The organism is Paracoccus rhizosphaerae, assembly GCF_026162645.1.
GTDB classification, from domain to species: domain Bacteria; phylum Pseudomonadota; class Alphaproteobacteria; order Rhodobacterales; family Rhodobacteraceae; genus Paracoccus; species Paracoccus rhizosphaerae.
The window spans coordinates 1-22081 of the sequence record NZ_JAOTBE010000053.1 but is presented as its reverse complement, the minus strand read 5'-3'; the positions used below and the strand labels follow the sequence as shown (position 1 = coordinate 22081).

The 22081-nt window shown below is 61.0% G+C and carries 19 protein-coding genes and 2 pseudogenes; 5 read left to right on the top strand and 16 right to left on the bottom strand.

All coding sequences use genetic code 11. From position 1 onward, the window contains the following. Positions 1-162 precede the first annotated feature (162 nt). Positions 163-882, top strand: a pseudogene (locus tag OC184_RS15350) (integrase core domain-containing protein). Between the two features lie 411 nt (positions 883-1293). Then, entirely contained in the window at positions 1294-2214 is a 921-nt protein-coding gene (locus OC184_RS15345) for a GntR family transcriptional regulator (protein ID WP_322630212.1), read from the top strand. 51 nt (positions 2215-2265) lie between these two features. Here the strand turns inward: OC184_RS15345 and tpa are convergent, their stop codons facing one another. The 12 genes from tpa to OC184_RS20530 all read right to left on the bottom strand — a co-directional run bounded on the left by tpa (position 2266) and on the right by OC184_RS20530 (position 13803). Further along, positions 2266-3645: a hypotaurine--pyruvate aminotransferase Tpa gene (gene tpa, locus OC184_RS15340; protein WP_265508050.1), complete on the bottom strand. Its 1380-nt coding sequence runs from the start codon at positions 3643-3645 to the stop codon at positions 2266-2268. Positions 3646-3952: 307 nt separating this feature from the next. Next, on the bottom strand, positions 3953-4117 hold the full coding sequence (locus tag OC184_RS15335) for an SDR family oxidoreductase (RefSeq protein ID WP_265508049.1): 165 nt from the start codon (positions 4115-4117) through the stop codon (positions 3953-3955). Between the two features lie 37 nt (positions 4118-4154). Then, complete coding sequence (locus tag OC184_RS15330; RefSeq protein ID WP_265508048.1) at positions 4155-4880, bottom strand: SDR family NAD(P)-dependent oxidoreductase; 726 nt, start codon at positions 4878-4880, stop codon at positions 4155-4157. 23 nt (positions 4881-4903) lie between these two features. Beyond that, a complete protein-coding gene (locus tag OC184_RS15325) occupies positions 4904-5935 on the bottom strand; it encodes a proline racemase family protein (RefSeq protein ID WP_265508047.1) in 1032 nt (343 codons plus the stop codon). Continuing rightward, positions 5932-7404, bottom strand: a complete 1473-nt coding sequence (locus OC184_RS15320; RefSeq protein ID WP_265508046.1) for an aldehyde dehydrogenase family protein — start codon at positions 7402-7404, stop codon at positions 5932-5934. Before OC184_RS15320 ends, OC184_RS15325 begins: the two co-directional genes overlap by 4 nt. 8 nt (positions 7405-7412) lie before the next feature. Continuing rightward, complete coding sequence (locus OC184_RS15315) at positions 7413-8114, bottom strand: SDR family oxidoreductase (protein ID WP_265508045.1); 702 nt, start codon at positions 8112-8114, stop codon at positions 7413-7415. A gap of 13 nt (positions 8115-8127) precedes the next feature. Continuing rightward, positions 8128-9360 carry an NAD(P)/FAD-dependent oxidoreductase gene (locus OC184_RS15310; RefSeq protein ID WP_265508044.1) on the bottom strand — a complete coding sequence of 411 codons (1233 nt, stop codon included), beginning with the start codon at positions 9358-9360 and terminating at the stop codon, positions 8128-8130. 62 nt (positions 9361-9422) lie between these two features. Beyond that, positions 9423-10301 (bottom strand): dihydrodipicolinate synthase family protein, encoded by an 879-nt coding sequence (locus OC184_RS15305; protein WP_265508043.1) that lies wholly within the window; start codon positions 10299-10301, stop codon positions 9423-9425. 14 nt (positions 10302-10315) lie between these two features. Further along, positions 10316-10987, bottom strand: a complete 672-nt coding sequence (locus OC184_RS15300) for an amino acid ABC transporter permease (protein ID WP_265508042.1) — start codon at positions 10985-10987, stop codon at positions 10316-10318. Positions 10988-10999: 12 nt separating this feature from the next. Beyond that, a complete protein-coding gene (locus OC184_RS15295) occupies positions 11000-11662 on the bottom strand; it encodes an amino acid ABC transporter permease (protein ID WP_265508041.1) in 663 nt (220 codons plus the stop codon). Between the two features lie 4 nt (positions 11663-11666). Next, positions 11667-12443, bottom strand: coding sequence for an amino acid ABC transporter ATP-binding protein (locus tag OC184_RS15290; protein ID WP_322630211.1), 777 nt, complete (start codon positions 12441-12443; stop codon positions 11667-11669). A gap of 64 nt (positions 12444-12507) precedes the next feature. Next, complete coding sequence (locus OC184_RS20530) at positions 12508-13803, bottom strand: substrate-binding periplasmic protein (protein WP_378927063.1); 1296 nt, start codon at positions 13801-13803, stop codon at positions 12508-12510. Positions 13804-15113: 1310 nt separating this feature from the next. On the opposite strand from OC184_RS20530, the gene OC184_RS15275 reads away from it, so the two are divergent. Beyond that, complete coding sequence (locus OC184_RS15275; RefSeq protein WP_265508040.1) at positions 15114-15374, top strand: hypothetical protein; 261 nt, start codon at positions 15114-15116, stop codon at positions 15372-15374. A 515-nt stretch (positions 15375-15889) separates the two neighbouring features. On the opposite strand, the gene repC is transcribed toward OC184_RS15275, so the two are convergent. The 4 genes from repC to OC184_RS15255 form a co-directional block, all read right to left on the bottom strand. Next, entirely contained in the window at positions 15890-17014 is a 1125-nt protein-coding gene (repC, locus tag OC184_RS15270; RefSeq protein WP_265508039.1) for a plasmid replication protein RepC, read from the bottom strand. A gap of 169 nt (positions 17015-17183) precedes the next feature. After that, positions 17184-18089, bottom strand: coding sequence for a plasmid partitioning protein RepB (gene repB / locus OC184_RS15265; protein ID WP_265508038.1), 906 nt, complete (start codon positions 18087-18089; stop codon positions 17184-17186). Further along, a complete protein-coding gene (repA, locus tag OC184_RS15260; protein WP_265508037.1) occupies positions 18090-19283 on the bottom strand; it encodes a plasmid partitioning protein RepA in 1194 nt (397 codons plus the stop codon). It abuts the gene before it with no gap. Positions 19284-19357: 74 nt separating this feature from the next. Further along, a complete protein-coding gene (locus OC184_RS15255; protein ID WP_265508036.1) occupies positions 19358-19480 on the bottom strand; it encodes a hypothetical protein in 123 nt (40 codons plus the stop codon). A 165-nt stretch (positions 19481-19645) separates the two neighbouring features. On the opposite strand from OC184_RS15255, the gene OC184_RS15250 reads away from it, so the two are divergent. Together OC184_RS15250 and OC184_RS15245 are read left to right on the top strand one after the other, a co-directional pair. Next, positions 19646-20026: a PIN domain-containing protein gene (locus OC184_RS15250; RefSeq protein WP_265508035.1), complete on the top strand. Its 381-nt coding sequence runs from the start codon at positions 19646-19648 to the stop codon at positions 20024-20026. A gap of 1103 nt (positions 20027-21129) precedes the next feature. Then, positions 21130-21444, top strand: a pseudogene (locus OC184_RS15245) (DDE-type integrase/transposase/recombinase); the annotation flags it as partial. Between the last annotated feature and the right edge of the window lie 637 nt (positions 21445-22081).

The window sequence follows — 22081 nt, the reverse complement described above, 5'->3', positions numbered from 1 at the left end:
TGAACAGTGAGCCCGTCATCTTGTCCGTTCCGCGCATCGCCACCTCCGTCCATCCAGTGGTGACGAGGAATCATGTTCTGCGATGAGCGTCGAGGCCCGACTTTTTTAGCGGCTTGTTAGGCGTTCAATCCCATAGTTTGATTGTGCGATCCTTTCTCGGGAATGGAAGGAGGCGTTACTTGCCAAGTTCGTCACAGGAACTCCACGACCACGCACGCCATCCGAGCAAAAATACAGCGATCGCACGCTTCGACCGCGTCACTGGCCGGAAGTTGGGCATCAACCCGAAGACCGTGCCAAAGTGGCGTGCGCGGGCCACAGTGGAGGATCTGCAGGCCGGACCGAAGGAGCCTCGGCCAACGGTGCTGAATGAGGAGGAAGAAGCAATGGTCGTGGCGTTCAGGCGCCACAGGCTGCTGCCGCTGGACGACCGCCTCTATGCTCTGCAACCATCCATTCCCCATCTGACGCACTCGGCCTTGCATCGCTGCCTGCAGCGGCCTGGAATATCGCACGTGCCGGACGTGGATGGCGACAAGCCGAAACGGCAGCGGTTCAAGCGTCACCCTATCGGGTTCTTTTACATCGATGATCGCCGAAGTGCAGACATGAGATCGAGCATAGGCTGACAAAGGTAAGGCATCCCTGGACGAACGGTCAGGTCGAGCGGATGAACCGTACGATCAAGGAGGGAACCGTCAAGCGCTTCCACTACGACAATCACGATCAGCTGCCAACGCACCTCGACGACTTCATCGCTGCCTGTAACTTCGCTCGTCGCTCAAGTCGCTGAGGGGCCTGACGCACTACGAATACATCTGCAAGATCTGGAATTCAGAGTCGTCAAACCGATCCACTAGATGCCGGGACTGGACACCGTGATCCGTGCCTATCATGAGGCAGCGGGCGCAAAAAGGGTTTGAGCCATGAGGCGCCACTGGTTCAAGCCCATGGCGAAGGAGACAGGATCTTGGCCGTTGACGGGCGTTCGGCGGGAGAACGATCCACCGGATCGTTTTCTGGACTACCTCCCATTTGACGACCACGGTCCACCTGCGCGTCAATGGTAACGGCCTGCCCGTGGGGGTTGATCTGCCTGAACGCCATGCAGAACAGCACCTTCATCGGAAATCAGGTGTGGAGGGCAGGCATCGCCTGCCGACGGCCGCGTCTGCCTTTCGGCACGGCATCCCAGCTCATTTGGGGTTCGAACCAAATTGTCAACGAGCCCCGACGCTTGAGCGCTTCCTTACAGGCCGACCAATCCTGCAGGTCGGGGCTGTGGGTCTGCTCATGCATCTCAGCTACTATTCTAAATTACAAGGCGACTCCCTCACCGGTATCAAGCTAAAGGACCATGTAGTACGGCAACGGAACAGGTTAATCCTCGACAATATCGAACATGCCGCGTACCGTCGACAGGGAGACGACAATGCGATTAAACGTCAGTCGACATATGGTATTCTCCGACCTGGCATGACAAGGACACGACTTATGGAAGACGATACCCACACTAGGCGCGCCAAGGGGACGGGCTGGCGGCACATCTATGAGACGCTCCATGACGAAATCCTGACGCTGAAGCTGCAGCCGGGCCAGCTTCTGGACGAGACTTCCATCGCGGAACGGTTCAAGATGTCTCGGTCGCCGGTGCGCGAGGCGCTGATCTGGCTGGCGGGCGATGACCTCGTGGTGACCCTCCAGAACCGGTCGACTATCGTGGCGCCCATAGATGTCCTCAGCTTCCCAAAATATGTCGAAGCCTTGGATGTGGCGCAGCGACTGAACACGCGGCTAGCTGCGGAACTGCGGAGTGAAATGGATATTGCCGCAATCGCGCAGCGGCAGAAGGATTTCGAGGACGCTGTTGGCAAGGCCGACTGGCTGAAGATGTCCGAAGCCAACATGCAATTCCATATGGCCATCGCTCATGCCGGCAAGAACCCGTACATTGCGGCCTTTTATGAGCGATTGCTGAAGCAGGGACGGCGGATGCTGCACCTTCACTTCGAGTTCCTCGAGCGGACGTCGGACGGATATCTTCTGACAGACGAGCATAACGACATGCTGGAGGCGATCCGTCAGAAAGACATTGAGCGCGCGGACGACCTGGCCCACGCCCATACCCGGCAGTTCCGGGACAACTTCTTCGACTTCATGAAGGAAAACTACGCGACCGGCGTCAACCTGACGGGCTTGCGGCGGTCGGCATAGACAGCCCCCTTGATTTCGCAAACGGCGGCGCGGTTTCCCGCGCCGCGGTTCTCATTCCATCACGCGTGTCAGCGCCCCATCGATGGCATCAGTGATCCGGTCGATGTCGTCCTCGGTCGCGATCAGCGCGGGAGAGAGGCAGAGGGTGTTGTTCAGTCCCGGCAGCGAACGGTTCGTCGCGCCGATGATCACGCCCTGAGCCAGGCAGTCGGCCACCACGGCCTGTACGCGCTTCTCGTCCAGCGGCTCCTTCGTCCCCCGGTCCGCCACCAGCTCGGCCCCACAGAAGAGACCCTTGCCGCGCACGTCGCCGATCACCGAATGCTTCTCCTGCAGGGCAAGGAAGTTGGCAATCATGCGGTCGCCCATGGCGGTGGTATTTTCCAGAAGCCCCTCGTCTTCAATGATGCGCATGTTCTCCAGCGCCGCGACGGGACCCGCGGTGCAGCCGCCAAAGGTCGAGATGTCGCGGAAGTAACCCAACGGATCGCTAGCATCGTCCTTGAACATCTCGAAGACGCGCTCGGTCGTGACGGTGCAGCTGATCGCGGCATAACCCGAGGCAACGCCCTTCGCCATGGTGACGATGTCGGGCTGGATTCCGTAATGCTGATAGCCGAACCAGGTGCCGGTGCGGCCCAGTCCGCAAACGACCTCGTCGATATGGAGAAGGATGTCGTACCTGCGGCAGATGTCCTGGACGCGTTGCCAGTACCCCTCTGGCGGGACGATTACCCCGCCGCCCGCGGTCACCGGCTCCAGCACGATTGCACCGACGCTGTCGGGACCTTCACGCAGGATCACCTCCTCGATCGCGTCGGCCGCGCGTTCTCCGTAGTTCTCCACATCCCACTGCGCCCGGTATTCAAGGCAGTGAGGCACCCGGACAAAGCCGTCGGGGTATGGCCCGTACTGCGCTGCCCGCTGGTCCTGCCCGGAAGTGGCCAAGGTGCCGATGGTGGTGCCGTGATAATCGCGGTCGCGATAAAGCACCTTCCACTTGCGCCCACCATGATGGCGCGCAGCAATCTGACGGACCATCTTGTAGGCCTTCTCGTTCGCCTCGGATCCTGAGTTCGAATAATAGACCCGGCTCATCCCTGGCATCTTGCCGATCAGCTGTTCAGCGAACAACGCAGCCGGCACGTTACCCGCCGCGCCTGCGTAGTAGTTCAGCTTGACCAACTGGTCGCGGATCGCGTTGGCGATGCTTTCGCGCCCGTAGCCCACGTTCACCGTCCAGACACCGCCCGATACACCATCCAGATACTCACGGCCGTTGGTGTCCCACAGCCGCATCCCCTTGCCTTCCACGAAGACGCGCGGATCGGCGGTCTCATACTGTTTATGCTGACTCAGGTGGTGCCAGACACGGGCGCGGTCAGCCGCGACGACGTGGGACAGATCGTTGTGGTTTACGCTCTTGTTCATCTCTACCTCCAGAATTTCTGATTGAATGACCCCTTCTCGCTGGAGAAGGTCTTCGTCAGGCCTGCCCGCCTGTTGCTGATCAACCTTCTGCCGATCCCGGGAGGCCCGGCCTTGGCAGGTACGGGCCGGGGGATCCCGTTAACCGATCCAATTGCCACTTGTGTATCCTGCGGCAAATCAATGACCACGACTCACCTGGGACGAAAAGCAGGTCCCCGGCCTGGCTCGCTTGCGACATCGCGCGAGCGGCACCCGCCGACTCTAAAGCGTCAACTTAGGCCAGCATCGTTCCGCTTCTCCTCTTGCCTCAGGCAACGGCCTGTGCGCCGGTGATCTCAACCAGAGACCCGCACATGAAGGCGGCCTCGTAAGAGGCAAGAAAGGCGACGAGCGCCGCGACCTCTTCGGGTTTGCCGATGCGGCCGAAGGGCACCAGCTTGTGCAGGTCCGCAATGGTCCGGCCAGATAGCATATCACGATGATGCTCTTGTCTCGAAACCGCATTGCGCTCACCTCAGATAGCTGCCACCGTTCACGTCTAGGACAGCCCCGTTGAGAGAAGCCTGAGACGGACGGAACGCAAAGGCGGTGATCTCACCTATTTCCTGAGGCGAGGCCATGGCGCCGATGGGAATGCCCGACAGCGCCGCAGCCTCGCCATGTTGGGCAATATAGGCTTCGGCCATGTCGGTACGGACCCACCCCGGTGCAAGCGCGACCGCCGTGATGCCCTCATGACCGTGGCTTTGCGCAATTGATTTCGTCAGGTTGATCAGCGCAGCCTTTGACGCGCCGTAGGCCATGGCGCTTGAGCTATAGCCGCGCTGGCCGGCACGGCTGGCCATGTTGACGATGCGGCCCATCCCATGTTGCCGGAAGTGCACGATGGCCAGCTTGGATAGGTCCACCGCCGACAGGAAATTCACCCGCATCTCTCGGTCCCAGACGCGCTGCCACTCGTCCATGAGTGCGTCCACCCCGACCTCCGACCGGATGCCGGCATTATTGACCAGCCCGGTCAAACGCCCCGCCTTGGTCGCAGCTTGATCCCACAGCGCCTGCGGGCCGGTCAGGTCCGACAGGTCAGCGGCAAGGCACCAGCCATTGCCACCCATTTCGGCCAGCAGGGCTTCCGCAGCGACGCGATTGCGACTGTAATGGATTGCGACCTGCGCCCCCTCGGCCGCCAGCGCTTTGCAGATCGCTTGGCCAATGGCGCCGGTTGCGCCGGTCACCAGGATAGCCTGACCCGACAGGCTCACAGTTCACCCACCTGCGGACCCCAGGTGTCCGACATGGCAAAGCCGTGCGCGAAGGGATCGGCCTCGTCCAGCCGCAACTGCTGCCGCCCGAAGACATAGCCTTGGCCGGTGATGCGCGGCAGCACGGCGGGGCGTCCACCGACGGTGGTTTCGCCCAGCATCTCAGCAGTGAATATGCCCCCAATGATGCTACGGGAGATGCGAACATCGCCGGTCTGGATCTGCCCGCGCGCATGCAGGATGGCCAGGTTCGCCGACGACCCGGTGCCGCAGGGCGAACGATCCACCCTGCCCGGCTTCAGCGTCGTGCAGGTCAGCACCGAGCCGTCTGGCTGATAGTCGCGAAACATCACGTAGGCGATGTCGTCAAGACTGGGGATCTCGGGGTGCCGCACTTGGACCTGGTCGGCCAGCAGGGCTTTGATCTCCGTTCCAGCCTCTGCCAGAGCACGCGCAGCCTCGGGCACGATGCGCAGCCCGATCTGGTCCACGTCGATCTGGGCGTAAAAGACCCCGCCAAAGGCGATGTCGCCAGTGATGGCGCCCCATTTCGGCGTCTCGATCACCTGGTCCAACTGCCAGACGAAAGCCGGCACGTTGTCGAGGCTGACGGACAGGCAGCGGCCGTTCTCGCACCGCGCACGTGCGGTGATGAGCCCGGCCGCCGTATCCAGCCGCACCAGCGTTTCAGGCTCCACCATCGGCACCCGGCCGGTTTCCAGCAGTGCCGTGACCACGCAGATGCAGTTCGACCCTGACATGGGGTGCGCCATGTCCGGCTGCAGCACGATAAAGGCGGCATCCGCGCCAGGCCGGGTCGGCTCCAGCAGCAGGTTCGTCGTATGGACGACCTGCGCGCGGGGCTCCCGGGTCACGAACAGCCGCAGGCTGGAGTCAACGCTGTTGAGGTGGTTCATCTTGTCCAGGACTGTAGCGCCCGGGATCTCGGGCGCACCTCCGATCAGGACATTGCCGCTTTCGCCCTGGCAATGGACCAGCAGAATGTCCAGCGAACGGTCGAAGATCATTTCAGATACCAACCCCAGGGCTTTGAGCGGTCGAACGTGGTGATTTGTTTGGTTTCCAGATAGTTGTTGAGTCCCCATTCACCCAATTCGCGGCCGATCCCGGACTGCTTGTAGCCACCCCATGGAGCTTCGGTGAAGGTCGGTTGGCTGCAGTTGATCCAGACGATGCCGGCCCTAAAGGCGCGCGCGACCCGCTCGGCCCTGTCCAGGTCGGCGGACATGACTGCGGCACCCAGGCCAAAGCGGCTGTCATTGGCCATCCGGATTGCCTCGGCCTCGGTCTCGAACGGCTTGACGCAGACAACCGGGCCGAAGATTTCTTCGCGCCAGATCCAGCTATCCTCGGCCATGTCCGCGAACACGGTAGGCTCAACATAGCAGCCGTCCTCGAGCCCCGCCGGAACACCGCCGCCGGTCACAAGACGCCCCTCGGACTTGCCGCGCTCGATCGCCTCCAGCACCTTTTGGTGCTGCGATGGACTGACCAGCGGGCCCAGCAGAATACCCTCCTCCAGTCCGTGGCCGATGCGGATCTTCTTCGCCTCTTCCGCCAGGCGCTCCAGCAAGGGCACGTAGATCGACTGCTCGATCAACACACGCGAGGTCGCCGAGCACACCTCACCCTGGTTCCAGAAGATGCCGAACATGATCCATTCCACGGCCTCGTCGAGGGGCGTGTCGGCGAACACGACGAGTGGGGACTTGCCGCCAAGTTCAAGGCTGACCGCCTTGATGTCGCGCGCCGCCGTGGCCATGATTCTCGACCCGGTCGGAACCGAACCAGTGAAAGCGAGCTTGTCCACGCCCGGATGTTCGGTCAGCGGCTGGCCAGCCTCGGCGCCGAAGCCGGTCACGATGTTCAGAACGCCCGCAGGCAAGCCCGCGTCGAAGGCGATCTGGCCGAGCTCCAACGCGCTCACCGGAGTGAGCTCTGATGGCTTAAGCACCATGCAGCAACCGGCCGCCAAGGCCGGCGCAACTTTCCAACTCGCCATCAGCATCGGGAAGTTCCAGGGGATGATCGCTCCCGCGACACCAATGGGTTCCTTCACAGCTTTCGACGTGAAGCCCTCCATGGCAAGTTCGATCTCCTGCCCGGCCGAGTTGTCCAGCCGCGCCGCCAGGTCAGCGTAGAAATGGAAGACGCCTGCCGTGTCCTCAATGTCCCAGACGGCCTCAGGCAATGGCTTCCCGTTGTCCTGCACCTCGATGCGGGCAAGCTCGTCCTTCCGCTCGGCGATCAGGTCACCCATGCGCCGCAACACGGCGGCGCGATCTGCGCCCGACATGCGCGGCCAGGGACCATCATCAAAGGCGCGGCGCGCGGCCTGCACGGCCCGGTCCACGTCCTCGGCGTTCCCGCGCGCAACCCGGTGGAACACCTGGCGGTTCGCGGGGTCGACCACGTCGAATGTCTGACCAGAGGCAGACGCCACAAAAGCACCGTCAATGAACAATCGATCCTTCATGAATTACCTCACATGGCCCAAGTGACGCCGCCATCGACCCGAAGGCTCTGGCCGGTGATGTAGCTGCTGTCATCGGACAACAGGAAGGCTGCCGCCCTGCCCTGCTCCTCGGCTCGACCAAGGCGACCCAAGGCAGACATCTTGGCGTACTTCTCGGGCAGATCCAGGCTATCGGTAAAGCCCGGCAGCAGGCAGTTCATGCGGATGTTGGCTGCCCCGTAGCGATCAGAGTAGAGCTTGGCGAAGGAGGAAACTCCGACCCTATAGACGCTGGACGTCGGGAACATCAGGCTTGGCTCGAAGGCAGAGTAGGTGGTGATGCAGACGATCGAGCCGCCGCCCTGCTTCTCCATCACCGGCGTCACCAGGCGCGCCATCCGGATGACCGGTTTCAGAACCATGTCGTTGGCGCGGTCCCATTCCTCGTCGGGAATCTCCAGCAGGTCGCCCTTGGGTGGCCCGCCCACATGGATCAGCACTGCATCGATACGCCCATAGGTGTGCAGTGCCAGATCGAAGGCTGCCCTGATGTCATCGCCGCTCTCAGCCTTGCCGCGGTGGGCGACCCCGCCCAGTTCCTCCGCCAAGACCTCGCAACTTTCAGACGGAGACATGAGCGCCAAGCGATAGCCGCGCTGGTGCATTTCCCGCGCAGTCGCAGCGCCCATGCCACGGCCTCCGCCAACGATCAGACAGACCTTGTCAGTCATGAGGTTCTCCTTTTCAGAAACGGTCGACACGATAGGGGCGCATGTCCACGGGCGGCGGCATGTCGGTGATCAGGTCGGCCATCAGCCGTGCCGTGGTTGCGGCGTAGGTCACGCCCAAGTGGCCGTGACCCGTCGCGTAGAAGACTCCCGGCACCTTGGCAGAAGCAGACATGACAGGAACTGTATCGGGGAAAGCTGGACGGTGGCCCATCCATTCGGTCGCCGCATTGCAGCGCAGGTTCGGCAGCGCCTCGATGGCGCGCTTCACGGTGATCTTGGCGCGCCGGTAGTCTGGAGGAGCGTCGAGACCTGCCATCTCCACCGTGCCGCCGACGCGGATGCCGCCCGCCGTAGGGGTCACCATGAAGGCGCGGGCGGGCCAGATGATCGAATGGCGCATTGACAGACCCGGCGACATGATCTGCGTGTGATACCCGCGTTCAGTTTCCAAGGGCATCGGCTCACCCAGCATCCTGGAAAGTCGTCCGGTATAGGCACCCGCGCAAAGCACCACCTCGTGCGCCATCAGGCTGCGGCCGTCGGTCAGGCGTATGGCATTGATACGCTCGGAGCGTTCGAAGCCTGCCACCTCGCCCTGCTCGATGCGGCCGCCGAGCGCTTGAAACGTATCGGCGAGTTTCATCACCAGCCGGTGGGGGTCGCGCAAGCTGCGGTTCTGCGGAAATAGAACCGCGAGGCCAATCTTGTCGGAAAGTTCCGGCTCCAACGCACGCGCCTCGGCCCCAGTCAATCGCTGGTGCGGAAAATCGAAGCGTTCGAGGATCTCGATATGCTCGCGGTCGGCGCTGAACTCGGCTTCGTTGCTGTAGAGCGAAAGGCAGCCCTCATCAGTCAGCTCGCGCTCCAGCCCCGTCTCGCGCAGAAGCGGCAGCAGATCGTCATAAACCCGCTTGCAGAGTGCTGCGCCCTGTGCCTCGAGCGCACGCAGCTTCGACGGACGTGATGCCGCAACAAAGCGGGCAAACCACGGTATGAGCTTCGGCATATAAGTCGGACGCACGCGAACAGGGCCTTCGGGATCCAACATCCAACCAGGGATCTGCCGCCACACCGAAGGGCGTGAGGCGGGCATGAACTCGGTGACGGCGATTGAAGCCATGTTTCCGAAAGACGCGCCGCGGCCGACATCGGACTTGTCCAGCAGGATCACCTGCCGCCCACGCTTCTGCAACTGATAGGCTATGGCCGTTCCGATAATGCCTGCGCCGACAACGACGGTGGTCATGCTGCGTCTTTCTTGTAGAGGGTCGCAGGCGGCCGGGCAGGCATTCCGCCCGGCCAGGGGACTTACCACGCCAGGATCGGCTCCATTGCCTTGCGGAAATCAGCCTTTTCCTCGTCGGTCAGCGGTCCCAAGGGGGCGCGGCACTCACCCACCGGAGTGCCCTGGATCTCGCAGCCGTATTTGAGCTTCTGCACGAACTTGCCCGACTCCAGGATGTTCATGGCGGTATAGAGGGTCGCCATCTGGGCCTTGGCCTTCTTCAGATCGCCCGCCTTGTAGGTGCGGTCCAAATCGCAGACAGCCTTGGCCATGCAGTTGGCGGGCCCACAGATCCAGCTTTCCGCGCCCCACAGCATGAAGTCGAGCGCAATGTCGTCGGACCCTGAAACCAGCTGGATGCGATCCTTGTAGCGCGTGGCGATGCCAATGGCGCGCTGCAGTGAACCTGAACTTTCCTTGATGCCGATGATGCGCGGATCGTCGGCCAGGGCATCCAAAACCTCCCAGCCAAGCTCCACCCCATCCTTGTCGGGATAGCTGTAGAGGACGATGGGCATGTCCGTCGCCTGCAGCACAGCCTGGAAATGCTGAACCAGTTCGGCCTGCGTCGGCTTTGTATAGAAGGGCGTCGCCAGCAGCACGGCGTCATAGCCCATGGCCTTGGCGCGCAGGGTGTTGGCGATGACCCCCGCGGTGGACGGTGCATTGGTGCCGGCGATCAGGATCTCGCCGGGCTGGGCGAAGTCCTTGACGAACTGCAGCACGCTGTCGCGCTCCTGGTCCGTCATGAAGTTGTATTCGCCCGAGGATCCGCAGGGCACCCAACCGGTGACGCCGGCGGCACGCAGATTGGTCAGGTGGGTCTCGAACGCCTTGAAGTCGATCTTGCCGTCCTTGTCGAAGGGTGTGACCAGGGCGGGCATGACGCCAGAGAGTTTCATGTTGTTTCCTTCCATCAGGCAGAGAATTTGCGAAGCAGCTTTTGTTCAAGCAGCGTGACCACCCGCGTCAGCGGGAAGGCGATGACGAAGTAGATAGCGGCAACCGCTGTCAGTACCTCGACAGGACGCGCGGTGTTGTTCGAGATGTTCTGGCCAATGAACATCAGGTCGGCCATGCCCACCGCCGACACCAGAGCGCTTTCCTTGAACAGCGATATGGCGTTCGACAGCAGCGTCGGGGCTGCGCGCAGGACCGCCTGCGGCATGATGACGTTCATCACCTGCGCCCGGCGCGGCAGGCCAAGCGCCACGCAGGCGTCCAACTGCTCACGCCCGACCGACCGCAGCGAAGCGCGGAAGGTTTCCGAGGTGATCGCGCCCATGTACAGCGTCAGGGCGATCGTGGCGGACACGAAGTTCGATAGTTCCACCCCCAGGATCAGCGGCAGGCAGAAGAAGATCCAGAACAGCTGGATCAGGACCGGAGTACCTCGGAACAGTTCGACATAAAAGCCGAGGACCGCGCGGATCACTGTGTTGGTCCCGCTGCGCAGCAGGCCAACGACAAAGCCCAGGGTTGTACCCAGCACGATGCACAAAAGCGTCAGCTTGATCGTGGTCCAAAGCCCCAGGGCGAAGGCATCCACGAAGCGCCCCAGGATCGAGAAGTCGAGTGTCATGTCCATGATCCCAGCTCCTCAGGTATAGCTTTGCCGGCGTTCCAGCCAGTTCACGAACTGACCTACCGGATAGGAGATGGCGAAATACATCAGCGCGACGACCGTAAAGGTCTCGATCGGGCGATAGGTGGCCGTGGCCAGCGTCTTGCCCTGGTACATCAGGTCGGCCACGCCCACGATGGCGACCAGGGCCGATTGCTGGAAGATGCCGATGCCGTTCGTCAGCAAGACAGGAACCGAGTTCCGGAGCGCCTGCGGCAGAACAATGTTGAGGATCCGCTGAGTAGGTGACAGGCCCAGGGCGATGCCAGCGTCCAGATGCTCGCGCGGCACGGCCTGGATCGAGGCGCGATAGGCTTCTGCATTGAAGGCAGTCAGGTTCAGACCGAGCGCGACGATGCCCATGAAGATCGGGCCCCAGAAGACGTTGAAGATCATCGGCACGCAGTAGAAGAACCAGACGATCTGGACGATGGCCGGGGTGCAGCGGAAGAACTCCACGAACAGCATCGCGGGCCACCGCAGGACAGCCGGCTTGCTGGTCGTCAAGAGCGCAAGTGCAAAGCCCGCAACGATGCCGATGGCGTTTGCCGCCAGCGTAAGCTGCAGCGTGATCCATAGCCCCTGAAACAGCGGCCCCATGTTGCGGGTGACCGCCCCGATGTCGAGTTGATACTCCATCGTGCTACGCCCTAATATGAAAGACGCGATTGATGAACTCGCGCGTGCGCTCCTCGCGCGGGTTGCCCAGCACCTGCTCGGGCGGGCCGTCCTCGACCACCACGCCGCTGGCGCAGAAGATCACCCGGGATGCGACGTTCTTGGCAAACCACATGTCGTGGGTGACCATCATCATCGGCATCCCCTGCCCGGCCAGGTTCAGGATCACCTGCTCGACTTCTGCGACCAGCTCGGGGTCGAGCGCCGAGGTCACCTCGTCGAAGAGCATCAGCTTGGGGTCGAGCATCAGCGCACGGGCGATCGCCACGCGCTGCTTTTGTCCGCCCGACAGCTGGCTGGGATAGGCATCAGCTTTGTTGCCAAGGCCAAAGCGCTCCAGGATCTTTGCTCCCCGCTCGCGCGCGGAGGCGCGGCTTTCGCCATGAACCTTGCGGGGTGCCAGGATCAGGTTCTCCATGATCGACAGGTGCGGGAACAACGTGTAGTGCTGGAACACCATGCCGATCTGCTTGCGCACGTCGTTGTCGATGATGGTCTTCCTGCCGTCTGCCCGAATGTAGGGCTTGCCGCCGAAGCGGACCTCGCCGCCCTGGATCTGCTCCAGACCCATGACCACGCGAAGAAGCGTCGATTTGCCCCCGCCCGACGGCCCGATGACGACCACTCGGTCCCCCGGCATCATCTCGATGTTCAGACCCTTCAGGACCTGGATGTTCGGACCATAGCCCTTGTGCAGGTCCTTGATCTCGATCAGAGCAGAGCCGTTCGCAGACGAAGTCATCCTTCACCTCCGTTCCAATGTCAGAAAAAGGGCCGCCTTGCTGGCGGCCCGTGTCTGGGTGGACCTATTGACCGGAGGCGGCCAGAACCTCGTCGGCGGCCTTGGCAATCAGCGCGTCGACGGCACCGGTGGCAACCTTCTCCTCCAGGAAGATGTCGACGACGGCGACATCCGAGGCACGCAGGTTGAGAGGCAGACCGAAGGCCACGCCTTGCTTGGCCAGCGCAGGCTCGGGGTTCAGCGTAGCGGACCAATCCGGGTTGGCCTGGGTGAAGAGGAGATTGGTGTCAGAGGCATCGACAATCACATCTGCGCGGCGAGACTGCAGCGCGAGACGGGTTTCATCAGCAGAGGGCAGACGCAGGATCGTTGCATTCTTGACAGCAGCCGAGATCGCCTTGTCCTGTGCCGTGCCCGACATCACTGCCATGGTGACGCCCGCCACATCGACATCGGCGACCGACGTCGCACCCGCCGGGATCTTGGGGTTGTCTTTGTTGTAGACCAGCGAGATCTGGTACTCCATTGCCGGGACCGAGAACTGCACGGCCATGGCGCGTACGGGGGTCCGGTTCAGAGCCAGCGACATGTCCCACTTGCCGGCTTGAAGACCGGCGACAATATTGTCCCAGGTGGTATCGACGAATTCAGGTTCGACTTCCAGCACACCTGCAAACTCGCGGCACAGATCTGCGAAGAAGCCGGAATACTCTCCCGTTGCAGGATCGCGCATCACATAAGGGGGCGCAACAGCCGCACCACAGCGGAGCTTGCCAGAGGCTTGGACCTCTTGCCAGTAGCCCTGCCCTTCCTGAGCGGTCGCAGTCCCCGCCACAGCGACCGCTACGACAGCGGAAATCGCCAGAGCTCTCGTCAGTTTCATCATCATTTGCTTTCTCCCGTTGGCGCAAGTGGCGGCACCCCGGCCACGCAGTTCGGCCATGCCTCCCAAAGCGTTCTTTTTCCTCACCTCGATAATCTGCCGACACCATGCCGACACGTCAACAACTTTCTTGACGCCAGACGAAAAGCCCGAAAACGAGAAGCCGGACCTCATAGCGGCCGCTCCGAGCATGAAAGCAACGGTGTCGGCGGCTGTTGCATGGCCGGGAAAGTGAGTGAACCATATGATCCCATAGGCGTTTAGTCTCGGGATTTGGCGGACCGGACTGACGATGAATCTGTCTGGCTCTGGAGTCGAGATCTGGCAGATGTATACGTACGGCGTCAGTCCGCTCAGCGTCTTGAGCCGCCGAGCGAAGTTACAGGCAACAACGAAGTTGTCGAAGTAGGTTCGTAGCTGGTCATCATTGTCGCAGTAGAAGCGCGCAAGAGTTGCCTCCCTGATCATGCGGTTCATCCGCTCGACCTGCGCGGACCGCTTTGGCATCGTGAGCGGTGGCATCCACCATTTTCGACTAAGTCTTCGGCAACGGCATCGACCAGTAGCTGGTGCTAAGGGTCTACGGGGCCGTACGGTACGAGCGCATGTTCCACCACGCCGGCACGAGCACCAGCGACTTCCCTCTGCTGAGTGCGGCACGCGTCCGTAGAAGCGCCTCGTAGATGCTGGTTTCGGCGCCCCTGACGGGCAGCATCGCCTATAAGACGAAGTCTGCGCTTGATAAGCTTGCGCCAGATCGGGACTTTGACGGTCGAGTAACCCCCGGCTATGTCGGAAGCGTCGATTTGGTGATACGGCGGCGGGGCGCTGGCGCCATACTGGCGGCAAGGGCCAATCGATGCACCGGCTCAAAATAGCGATCCACGGGCGATACATGCCAAGAGAAGGCAAATGCCCCATTGTTTCGTATACCAGTGCTGGGCATGAGCAGCTTTGGCCGAACTCTTGGCTCCGAAGGGTGAATGGCGGGGGAAGCGGGCGCATTCGGCTTCCAGGACGGCGGCTGCGCCGCGAACACGTCACCTTGGGCGGTGTCTTTGGTGGGCACCTTACCCCGGACCCGCGCCCCGGTGTGCTGGATTAGGACGGCAGACCCTGACGCGGCGCCGCATCGCCGCCCATGGGGTACTGGACCTCGGAATGCCCATTGTGGAAACCGAAAGCCAGGTCGACACGTTCAATCTGCAGCACCCGATACTACCGATAACGATCCAAACGTTAGTCTGGCCAACGGCATCAGCGTCGCAGTGCAGAACTGCTTTGCTCCTGCCGGTTCGAGCAGGCAGCGGGTCTGACAATGCGATCCGTAGGAGCCTATATAACGGCATGTTCCACGTCGAAACGACCTTGGTCTGCGGGGATCGCACTGTTACCAGGTGTTCCCGCAGCTTCCTGTGAGCCTAGTCGCGATGGGTGATAGCACTGACTCGCGCCGTGGCTGGAACCGCCTGCAGCGCAGACGTTGAATAGTTTCACGCCGACGACGCCAGATGAAATGTCGCTGCAACATTGTAAGTAATCGCTGAAACGGCGGCTGTTCGGCGGCATGAACCTAACTGGCGTTTCCAAATGGGGGGCAACAATTGTCTCCAAAAGCTTACAACCAGCTAAGACGGAGGTCGTCCGAAAACCTCCTGACGGGCGTGAGATCAGTCGATGGTGGGGAGGCCGTCAGAGGCCGGACTGCTCCGCAGTTCGATCCGCAATGCTGCTGAGGGTGCGATTTTCGACCACGATCTGGTGAGCGAAGGTTTCCGTGCCGGGGTATGCAACGCTTGGCATCGTGGCTTTTACGGCGCTGCGCTATCGATGCCGATTTGCGTAAAATGGAAAAGCCGCGTCCAACGTTACCTCAGCAGCCTGTGGCCGTGCAGGTGATGACGCGGCATAGCATGGGCGGTGTCATTCAGCATGTGGTCGAGGAGGAGACGAAGGCGCTCGACACCAACTCTGACTGGCCCGGCTATGTAGCCGTCAATGTTCCCGCGGAATTCGAACTCTGTATTCATAGCCAATTGATTATCTAGGCTGGGGTCCACAGCCTCTTTCATCGCACCCTTGTAGACCGCACCAGCTACGGCGGCGACTTCAGTAAAACCTCGTACCGCAATTTTGCTATGCCTGGTGTGAACGGGGCTACTTAGGCGTCGGCTGTGCATGCAGATCCGCTAAGGGTTGATCGCTTTCCACTTCGATAATGGTGTTGAGGGCTACAGCAACTAGGGCACCGAGCTGCGGCATCAGGATGCGAAGGCTATTTTTCACTCCTCGTGATTTCGACTAAAGCTCGGTGGTTTCGGTGTCCAGTTGATGAAGGAGTGGCTAGAGTAGGGCGCATCATCGCCTCGTTTTGTTTTATGCTTGGCCTCGGCTTAGCTGGCTTCGAGGGCGTCCAGCCTATCTTAAGGAATTTGCAGCCACACGACATCGTAATGAAAAGCGCATGTAGCAGGTGGTTTATATCCCCAATCTTGCTGAAAGGTGAAAGTTAAGTCTCCATTTTCGCTATTGGGCTAGGATTCGAAGTTGACAGCTGTCAACTTCACCGCAGCCCGTCCTGGCGGCGAAGCAATGCAATTACCATCGGCGCGGGATGAAATGATCCGGCGGCGGCCTTTTGTAGCAACCGCTGGAGATAGGCGCCGGGTCGCTGAATGCGGCCAGCCTGTTGGAGAATGCAAGCCACGACCGTCGCAGCCGCGTCATCGCCTATTGTGTACCTCGCCTTAGACCACAAGCTGATACCAATCCCCAGCATCGGAGCGACAACACAACCTACTTTAAGCAGGTCTTGCCAAGTTCGGATAGCGTTGGAACTGTAGTCTTGAAGGTCTGGCGTCGCATCCAGCACCATTTGCAGTGTGACGTCTTTCATCGAAACCCTGGGCTTCTTCTCAGCTTCAGGAGATTCAAAGTAGTCTGTTTCTGAATTCTGATAGTGCCGCTCATTTTGGCTGTCATTGGCGCTCATTTGCTCCGCTGGACTAACATGGGAGGAAATTTCGAGAAGCTCCCTATGAACCGCCTGAAGCTCCTTTAAGGACGACTTGCGGCGAACGGTGCGGCGAATGTCGGCAAGTCTGTTGGCGATCTCCAAATTGACCGGAGGCTGGGAGTGCGGTAGAAGGCAGAGGAGGTCGCGCAGCTTCAAGCTAACCTCCTCGCGCAAGCGTCGGGTCTGCTCTGCTATGGCCCGCGCGACGTCCGCTGCCGCGGCAATCTCGGGAGCGCGAACCAAGAGAGGTTGAAGGCAAAAGCCGAAGGCCCGGTCGATCTGGCCGTTACGCCCGCGGCGGGCAAAGCGCTTTCCGTTAGGGCTGTCTTGGCGAGCGACAAGCCCGGCCCTGACCAGTGCGGCGACATGACGCCTCAGCGTGCTTTCGGGCATTCCGTGGAGACGGTCGCACAGCGATGCGTTTGACGGGAATACGATCAGTTGGTCGCCATCGCCCAGTTCGGATTTGGGGTGGAAAGACAGCAACGCCGAGAGAACCGAGAGGTCGCGGTCTGACACTCCCAGATGCTCACGTGCCTGCGTCGCTTCCTTAAGCAGCGCCCACTTGTCAACAACGCAAGTTGGGGCAGGGCGGTGGAGCGCAGGATCGACTGGCTTCTGACCAGCCGGAACCGCCCCACACCCGATTTGGGTTATGGAGATGTGCTGCATGTGATTTCACTGGGCAACAAGAATCCGTGCGCCAGGAAAGACGCTGTTGACAGCTGTCAACAAAAGCCGTTATCAACGAGGTGCTAGATCGTGAGAACGGCCCTTCGGGATGTCATGTCCTGGGGGGCTTTCTTTTTTGCCTGTCGTGCCTCCTTTGTTGTGCCTGCGTTCAGTTATCCCGGCTTTGCAGCCAAGCGCGATGAACCTCTTCGATGTTCTTGACAAGCCAGTCACCGAATTCCTTGCTCTCGCCGTTGATCTCGATGACGGTGCGGTTGCGGCTCTGGGTGGCGGTGCCAATCGGCGTGCCTTGACCTTGTAAGGGCAGGGCGGGCGGTTTTCCGGCCTTGGCGGTGACGACGGCCAGGACAGCGGCGAATCGTGCATCCGAATCGGACCCCTTGGCGGCCGCGATCAGATCTTCATTGTTGCGGCCTTTGATGCGGGTGGCCAATGTCAGCCAACGTTCCCGTCCGGCGGAAGGGGCGGCGCCAATGGCACGGATCAACGCCTCGGGGATCGCGTCCGTGACCGTCAGCATGCGAGAGATCACTGTCTTGTCGATAGAGAGCGCATCGCAGATCACCTTGCGTTCGAATCCGGCCTTGACCATCTGGGCGGCGAAATTCGCCTTCTCGATAAAGCTCAGGTCCTTACGGGCCGAGTTTTCCTGACCCTGTGCGACGACAAGTTCCTTGTCGTTCAGGTGCCGCACCATCGCCCGAACCGGAAGCCGCAGACCACGCATTGCCTGCACGCGTCGGCGACCAAAGACGACCTCGTATCGGCCTTCCGACGTCGGAGAGTGACGCAGCAGGACCGGCACCTGCTGGCCGTACTCGCGGATGGATTCCCGCAACGCCTCGATCCCGGCGGCATCTTCGTCCATCCGGTCGGCGATGCCGGCGTCGTCGATCATGTCGGGCTGAACCTCGATAATCGCACGACTTTTCAACTCGTTGATCGACTTCGAGACGGCGCCGATGGCGCCGCGGTCGCTACGCTGGACCGGTCGGGCCTCGTCAGACGGGGCAGACGGCGTCATCAGGTTTTTCAACAGGTCCTTGCGTGCCATTTACGGTCCTTTCCGGCCCCAAGCCGCCTGGACGAGCCCCTCGATCTCTCCATGGACGGCGTTCAAACTTTCGATGGCGCGCTCATAAGTTGCGCGCGTGAACTGGGCTTTCTCCACCTCATAGAGGGTCTGCTTGGTGATTCCCGCATCCGAAATCGCGGTCGACTTCAGGACCGGGTGGTTCAGGACATGTTCGCCGAACATCGACCGCATGAAGCTGACCATCTGGTTCTGCGGCCCGTCGCCGGGTTCATACCGCGTGATGACATAGCGCATCCAGTCATAATCCATGCTGCCCCCTGCGTCGGCGACCACCCCGAGAAGGTTGGACGTCATCAGGAGGAACTGGCACATCGACATTACGTCCAGCATCTGCGGATGCACAGTGACCAGGATCGCCGTGGCGGCCGACAACGCTGACATCGTCAGGAAGCCCAGCTGCGGTGGACAATCGATGACGACGACGTCATAGTCTGTCTCGACCTCGGCCAAGACATCGCCGATCCGGGTAAAGAAAAGGTTGCCAGATCGTTCGCGCAGCGCCATCGGGGTGGTGTGCTCGAATTCCATTAGGTCGAGGTTGCCCGGAATCAGGTCGAGATTGGTAAAATAGGTCGTTTGGATCACGCTGCGCAGGGGCAAGGGGTTTTCATAGCGGATCGCGTCATAGATCGTGCCGCCGTCTGGTAGGTCGAACTCGGGCTGGACACCGTGCAGGGCTGATAGACTGGCCTGCGGGTCCAGGTCGACGGCCAGCACGCGGTACCCATCCAGCGCCAACTTCTGCGCCAGGTGTGCGGCGGTCGTAGTCTTGCCAGAGCCGCCCTTGAAGTTGATGACGGTGATCACCTGCAGGTGATCACCGTCCCGCCGCCCTGGAAGGTACGTACCGGGTACCTTGGCGCCCTTCTCCAGTGTCTCGCGCAGCGATTGAATGTCCGAGGGGCTGTAATAGCGCCGCCCGCCGGCACGCGTCTCGGGCGACGGGCCCTTGCCTTCCAAGTCCAACTTGCGAAGGTAGGCATCCTTGACCCCCAGAAGGTCCGCGACCTCGCCCGAGGTGAATTTGCGCAGGACTCGCTTGGCATTTGGCGGGAACAGCTGTTCCCGGTGGGCCTGCAACCGCTCGGAAAGCGCGGCGGCATGTTCACCGACCAGCTTGTCGATACGCGTTTTTGCTCGCACGCTGTCCACGGCTGCCCTTTCTTTTCCCGTTCCGGCTGCGCGTTGTTACGCTTCTGGCCGTCTTATTCTGTTTGTTCCGTAATTTAATGCGTGTTCTCGACGATTCTGACAAGTTCTTTCTTCATCGTCTGACGAACAGCACGCAGCCGGTAATCAACAGCCGCGCCCAGCAGGGCTGAGTTGACCAGACGAAGTTCGCCGGACACCCATAAGGACCGTCATAACCCACGAGACCAAGACAAACCTGTCGCGCTAGATTGAAGGCGCGGTAAGAGGGGATTCTTTATCATCGCCCGCGCCGGACGTCACATGGTCAAGGTGAGCCGTTTGAGGGCTCCGCGCCGCAGCGCTTTCCCCGGCGGCGGGTAAAAATGCCGGACGATTTTGACCGAATCGATGCGGTGGCGACGATCTGGAAGGTGGCAATCAAGCGCGGCCTGAAGCGCTCGACTTGCAGGTCGATCGGGGCGTCTTGCGAACCGGCCTGCTGGCCAACGACTATCGCGAACTTGCCATCCAAAGTCGCCTTCTCAACACTGCCGCCGCTGCACGACGACCCTTCCGACCGCCTGCTGCTGGCGCAGGCGGTGACCGACGGGCTGATCCTACTGAGCGGCAATTGGTGCCTATGGCGGCCCCGTCGAACTGGTTTGACGGGGCCAGATTTATCCGCTCAGGACGGGAACTGGAACGTATCTGGCGGCGCCTCCCTGGTGCAAAGCGCAAGCGGTTCTGGCAGCTGGGCAATTTGATCGAGGTCCGTGATTCTCACGAATATCGTGCCTCTTGCATCTGCTCGCTTAAGCTTACGAAGTGGTCAGAGCGAAGCCGGCGCCGAACAGCCGATCTGAAGCACAATTGCCGATGCCGTGCTCTCCCGCATGCGGTCGAGCTCAAGCCGGGCCGATTGGTCCCAAAGAACCGCCCGTCGCGCACGGCAGCATCGCCCACAGGGCCTTGGGCAGGGCTTGTGACAATCGATTTTCGGGCAAACTCGGCCATAGCCGATGAACGGCCTGATATTGGTCGCTTCTATTCCGATCTTGCCATTACATTCCAAAAGGTGCCGCTGCGACGAAGCTTAGCGCGCCATCCAGCAGCTTGCGCCGCTGACTTCCAAACGATGCTGTGGCGGTAAGGCCGGACGATAAGGTGAGACCAGTTGGATGCCCGTGCAAGCTCGGATTTCAGCAAGACGCGGCGCATCGGGCAGATGGAAGGTCCGGCTGGTGGAAGGGCAGGAGCCTGTTGGCGATGTTTCCAGCGTTCTTCGGCTGCGCAGAGAGAATGAAATTGTCCGGCCGGACCTTGGTCTTGGCCTGACAGGTTCTCAAGCCAACGCTGCGGTCGCCGACCTAGCCGTGGCCGAAGAGCGTCTAGCTGGCTCGCATCCCCGGTGAGGGGGGCGGCGCTGATGGCGACGGCGGGTGGCCGATTTGCTACCCGCGAACGTGGCCGAGCTTGCAGGATGGAGCGGCGCCATGCTTCATTTTCCTCGGGCGGCATGGACGTCTGATTCTAGCCATCCGGCCAACGCTTCGCCTCACATCCGGATGCTACTCTGGCAGGCGCGCGAGAGCCGTGCGCTCGACTCTGAACAACTGGGTCTCGCCATGTCCGCCACGAAGGGCGAGAATGGCGCCAAGGTCATCACGCTACTTCCCGGAAATGGGCAGTGACGGACGGATCTGGCGTGAACCAGAAGCGCATCCGGCAGCTGATGCGGCTCGTTGGCCTTCGTCGGAAAACGGTCCACCGGACCGTTTTCTGAACTTCCTTTCTACGGATCATCAGAATCCCGATATTGGAAAGACAAAGAAGGGCACGAGAGATGTCCTTACCTGGCTCCAGCGGGCTGCGGATCGATCGCCCCGGCCGGGACTGGTGTGCCGACATCACCTACCTGCCAATGCGGCACGGCCTCCTTTCCTTGGTGGCGATCAGGGACTGGTTCACTCGCAAGGTGCTGGCCCGGCGCATCTCGAACACGCTGAAATGAGACGTGTTAACCACCCGTTCAAGAACAACGTCGAACGACTTTAGCGTCGAGGCGCTGAACGAGGGCATCAATCACTTCGGCGCGCCGGAGATCGTCAGTAACGATCAGGGGTCACAGGTCACGTCCTTTGCCTGTACGGACAGGCTGGAACGTACCAGGACTCGGATCTCCCATCGACCGCAAGTGCCGCTGCAGAACAGCTCTCAAACAGACGGCGTACATACCCTCGATCAATGAGCGCACCTCTGGCGGCTCCTTAGGCACGAATGTGTCCACCGGCAGGTGTCGGAGGCCAAATTTCAGGCAAAAGCTGGATCGGCCAATCGATGACCTTCTGTATTCGCAGTTGGCCCGACACCGTCCACGGCGGGCAGCCGCCTGCAGCGGTCTACGTCAGCAGCATCGGAACCGATCAGCAGGCGCAGGCAATAGCTTAGTCAGCAGGGAACCTGTCCAGGGATTGGGAACTGGTTCACATCGGCACGAGAGCGGCGCGTCAAGGTGTGTCGGCCGTGGATGCCGACACCCTCGCTGACATCTACCCTCCTACGGCAACAGGGATGCTGCAGCGTCTGAACGACCTGGGTTTGATTTGGGGTTCGACTTGCTATCGTCGCTTCAGGCTGTGGACGATCGTGGTCTGACCGGCGACAATGCGCAGGTGACGGGCGTTTCAGCCGAAGGCCCGGTGGACCTGCACCTGTTCCGTTCCGGTCTTCTGAGAGCGATGCTCTCTTCAAAGGAGACAGGATATGGCAGCGACACACAGCGAGGAGTTCAAGCGTGATGCGGTTCGCATCGCGCTCAC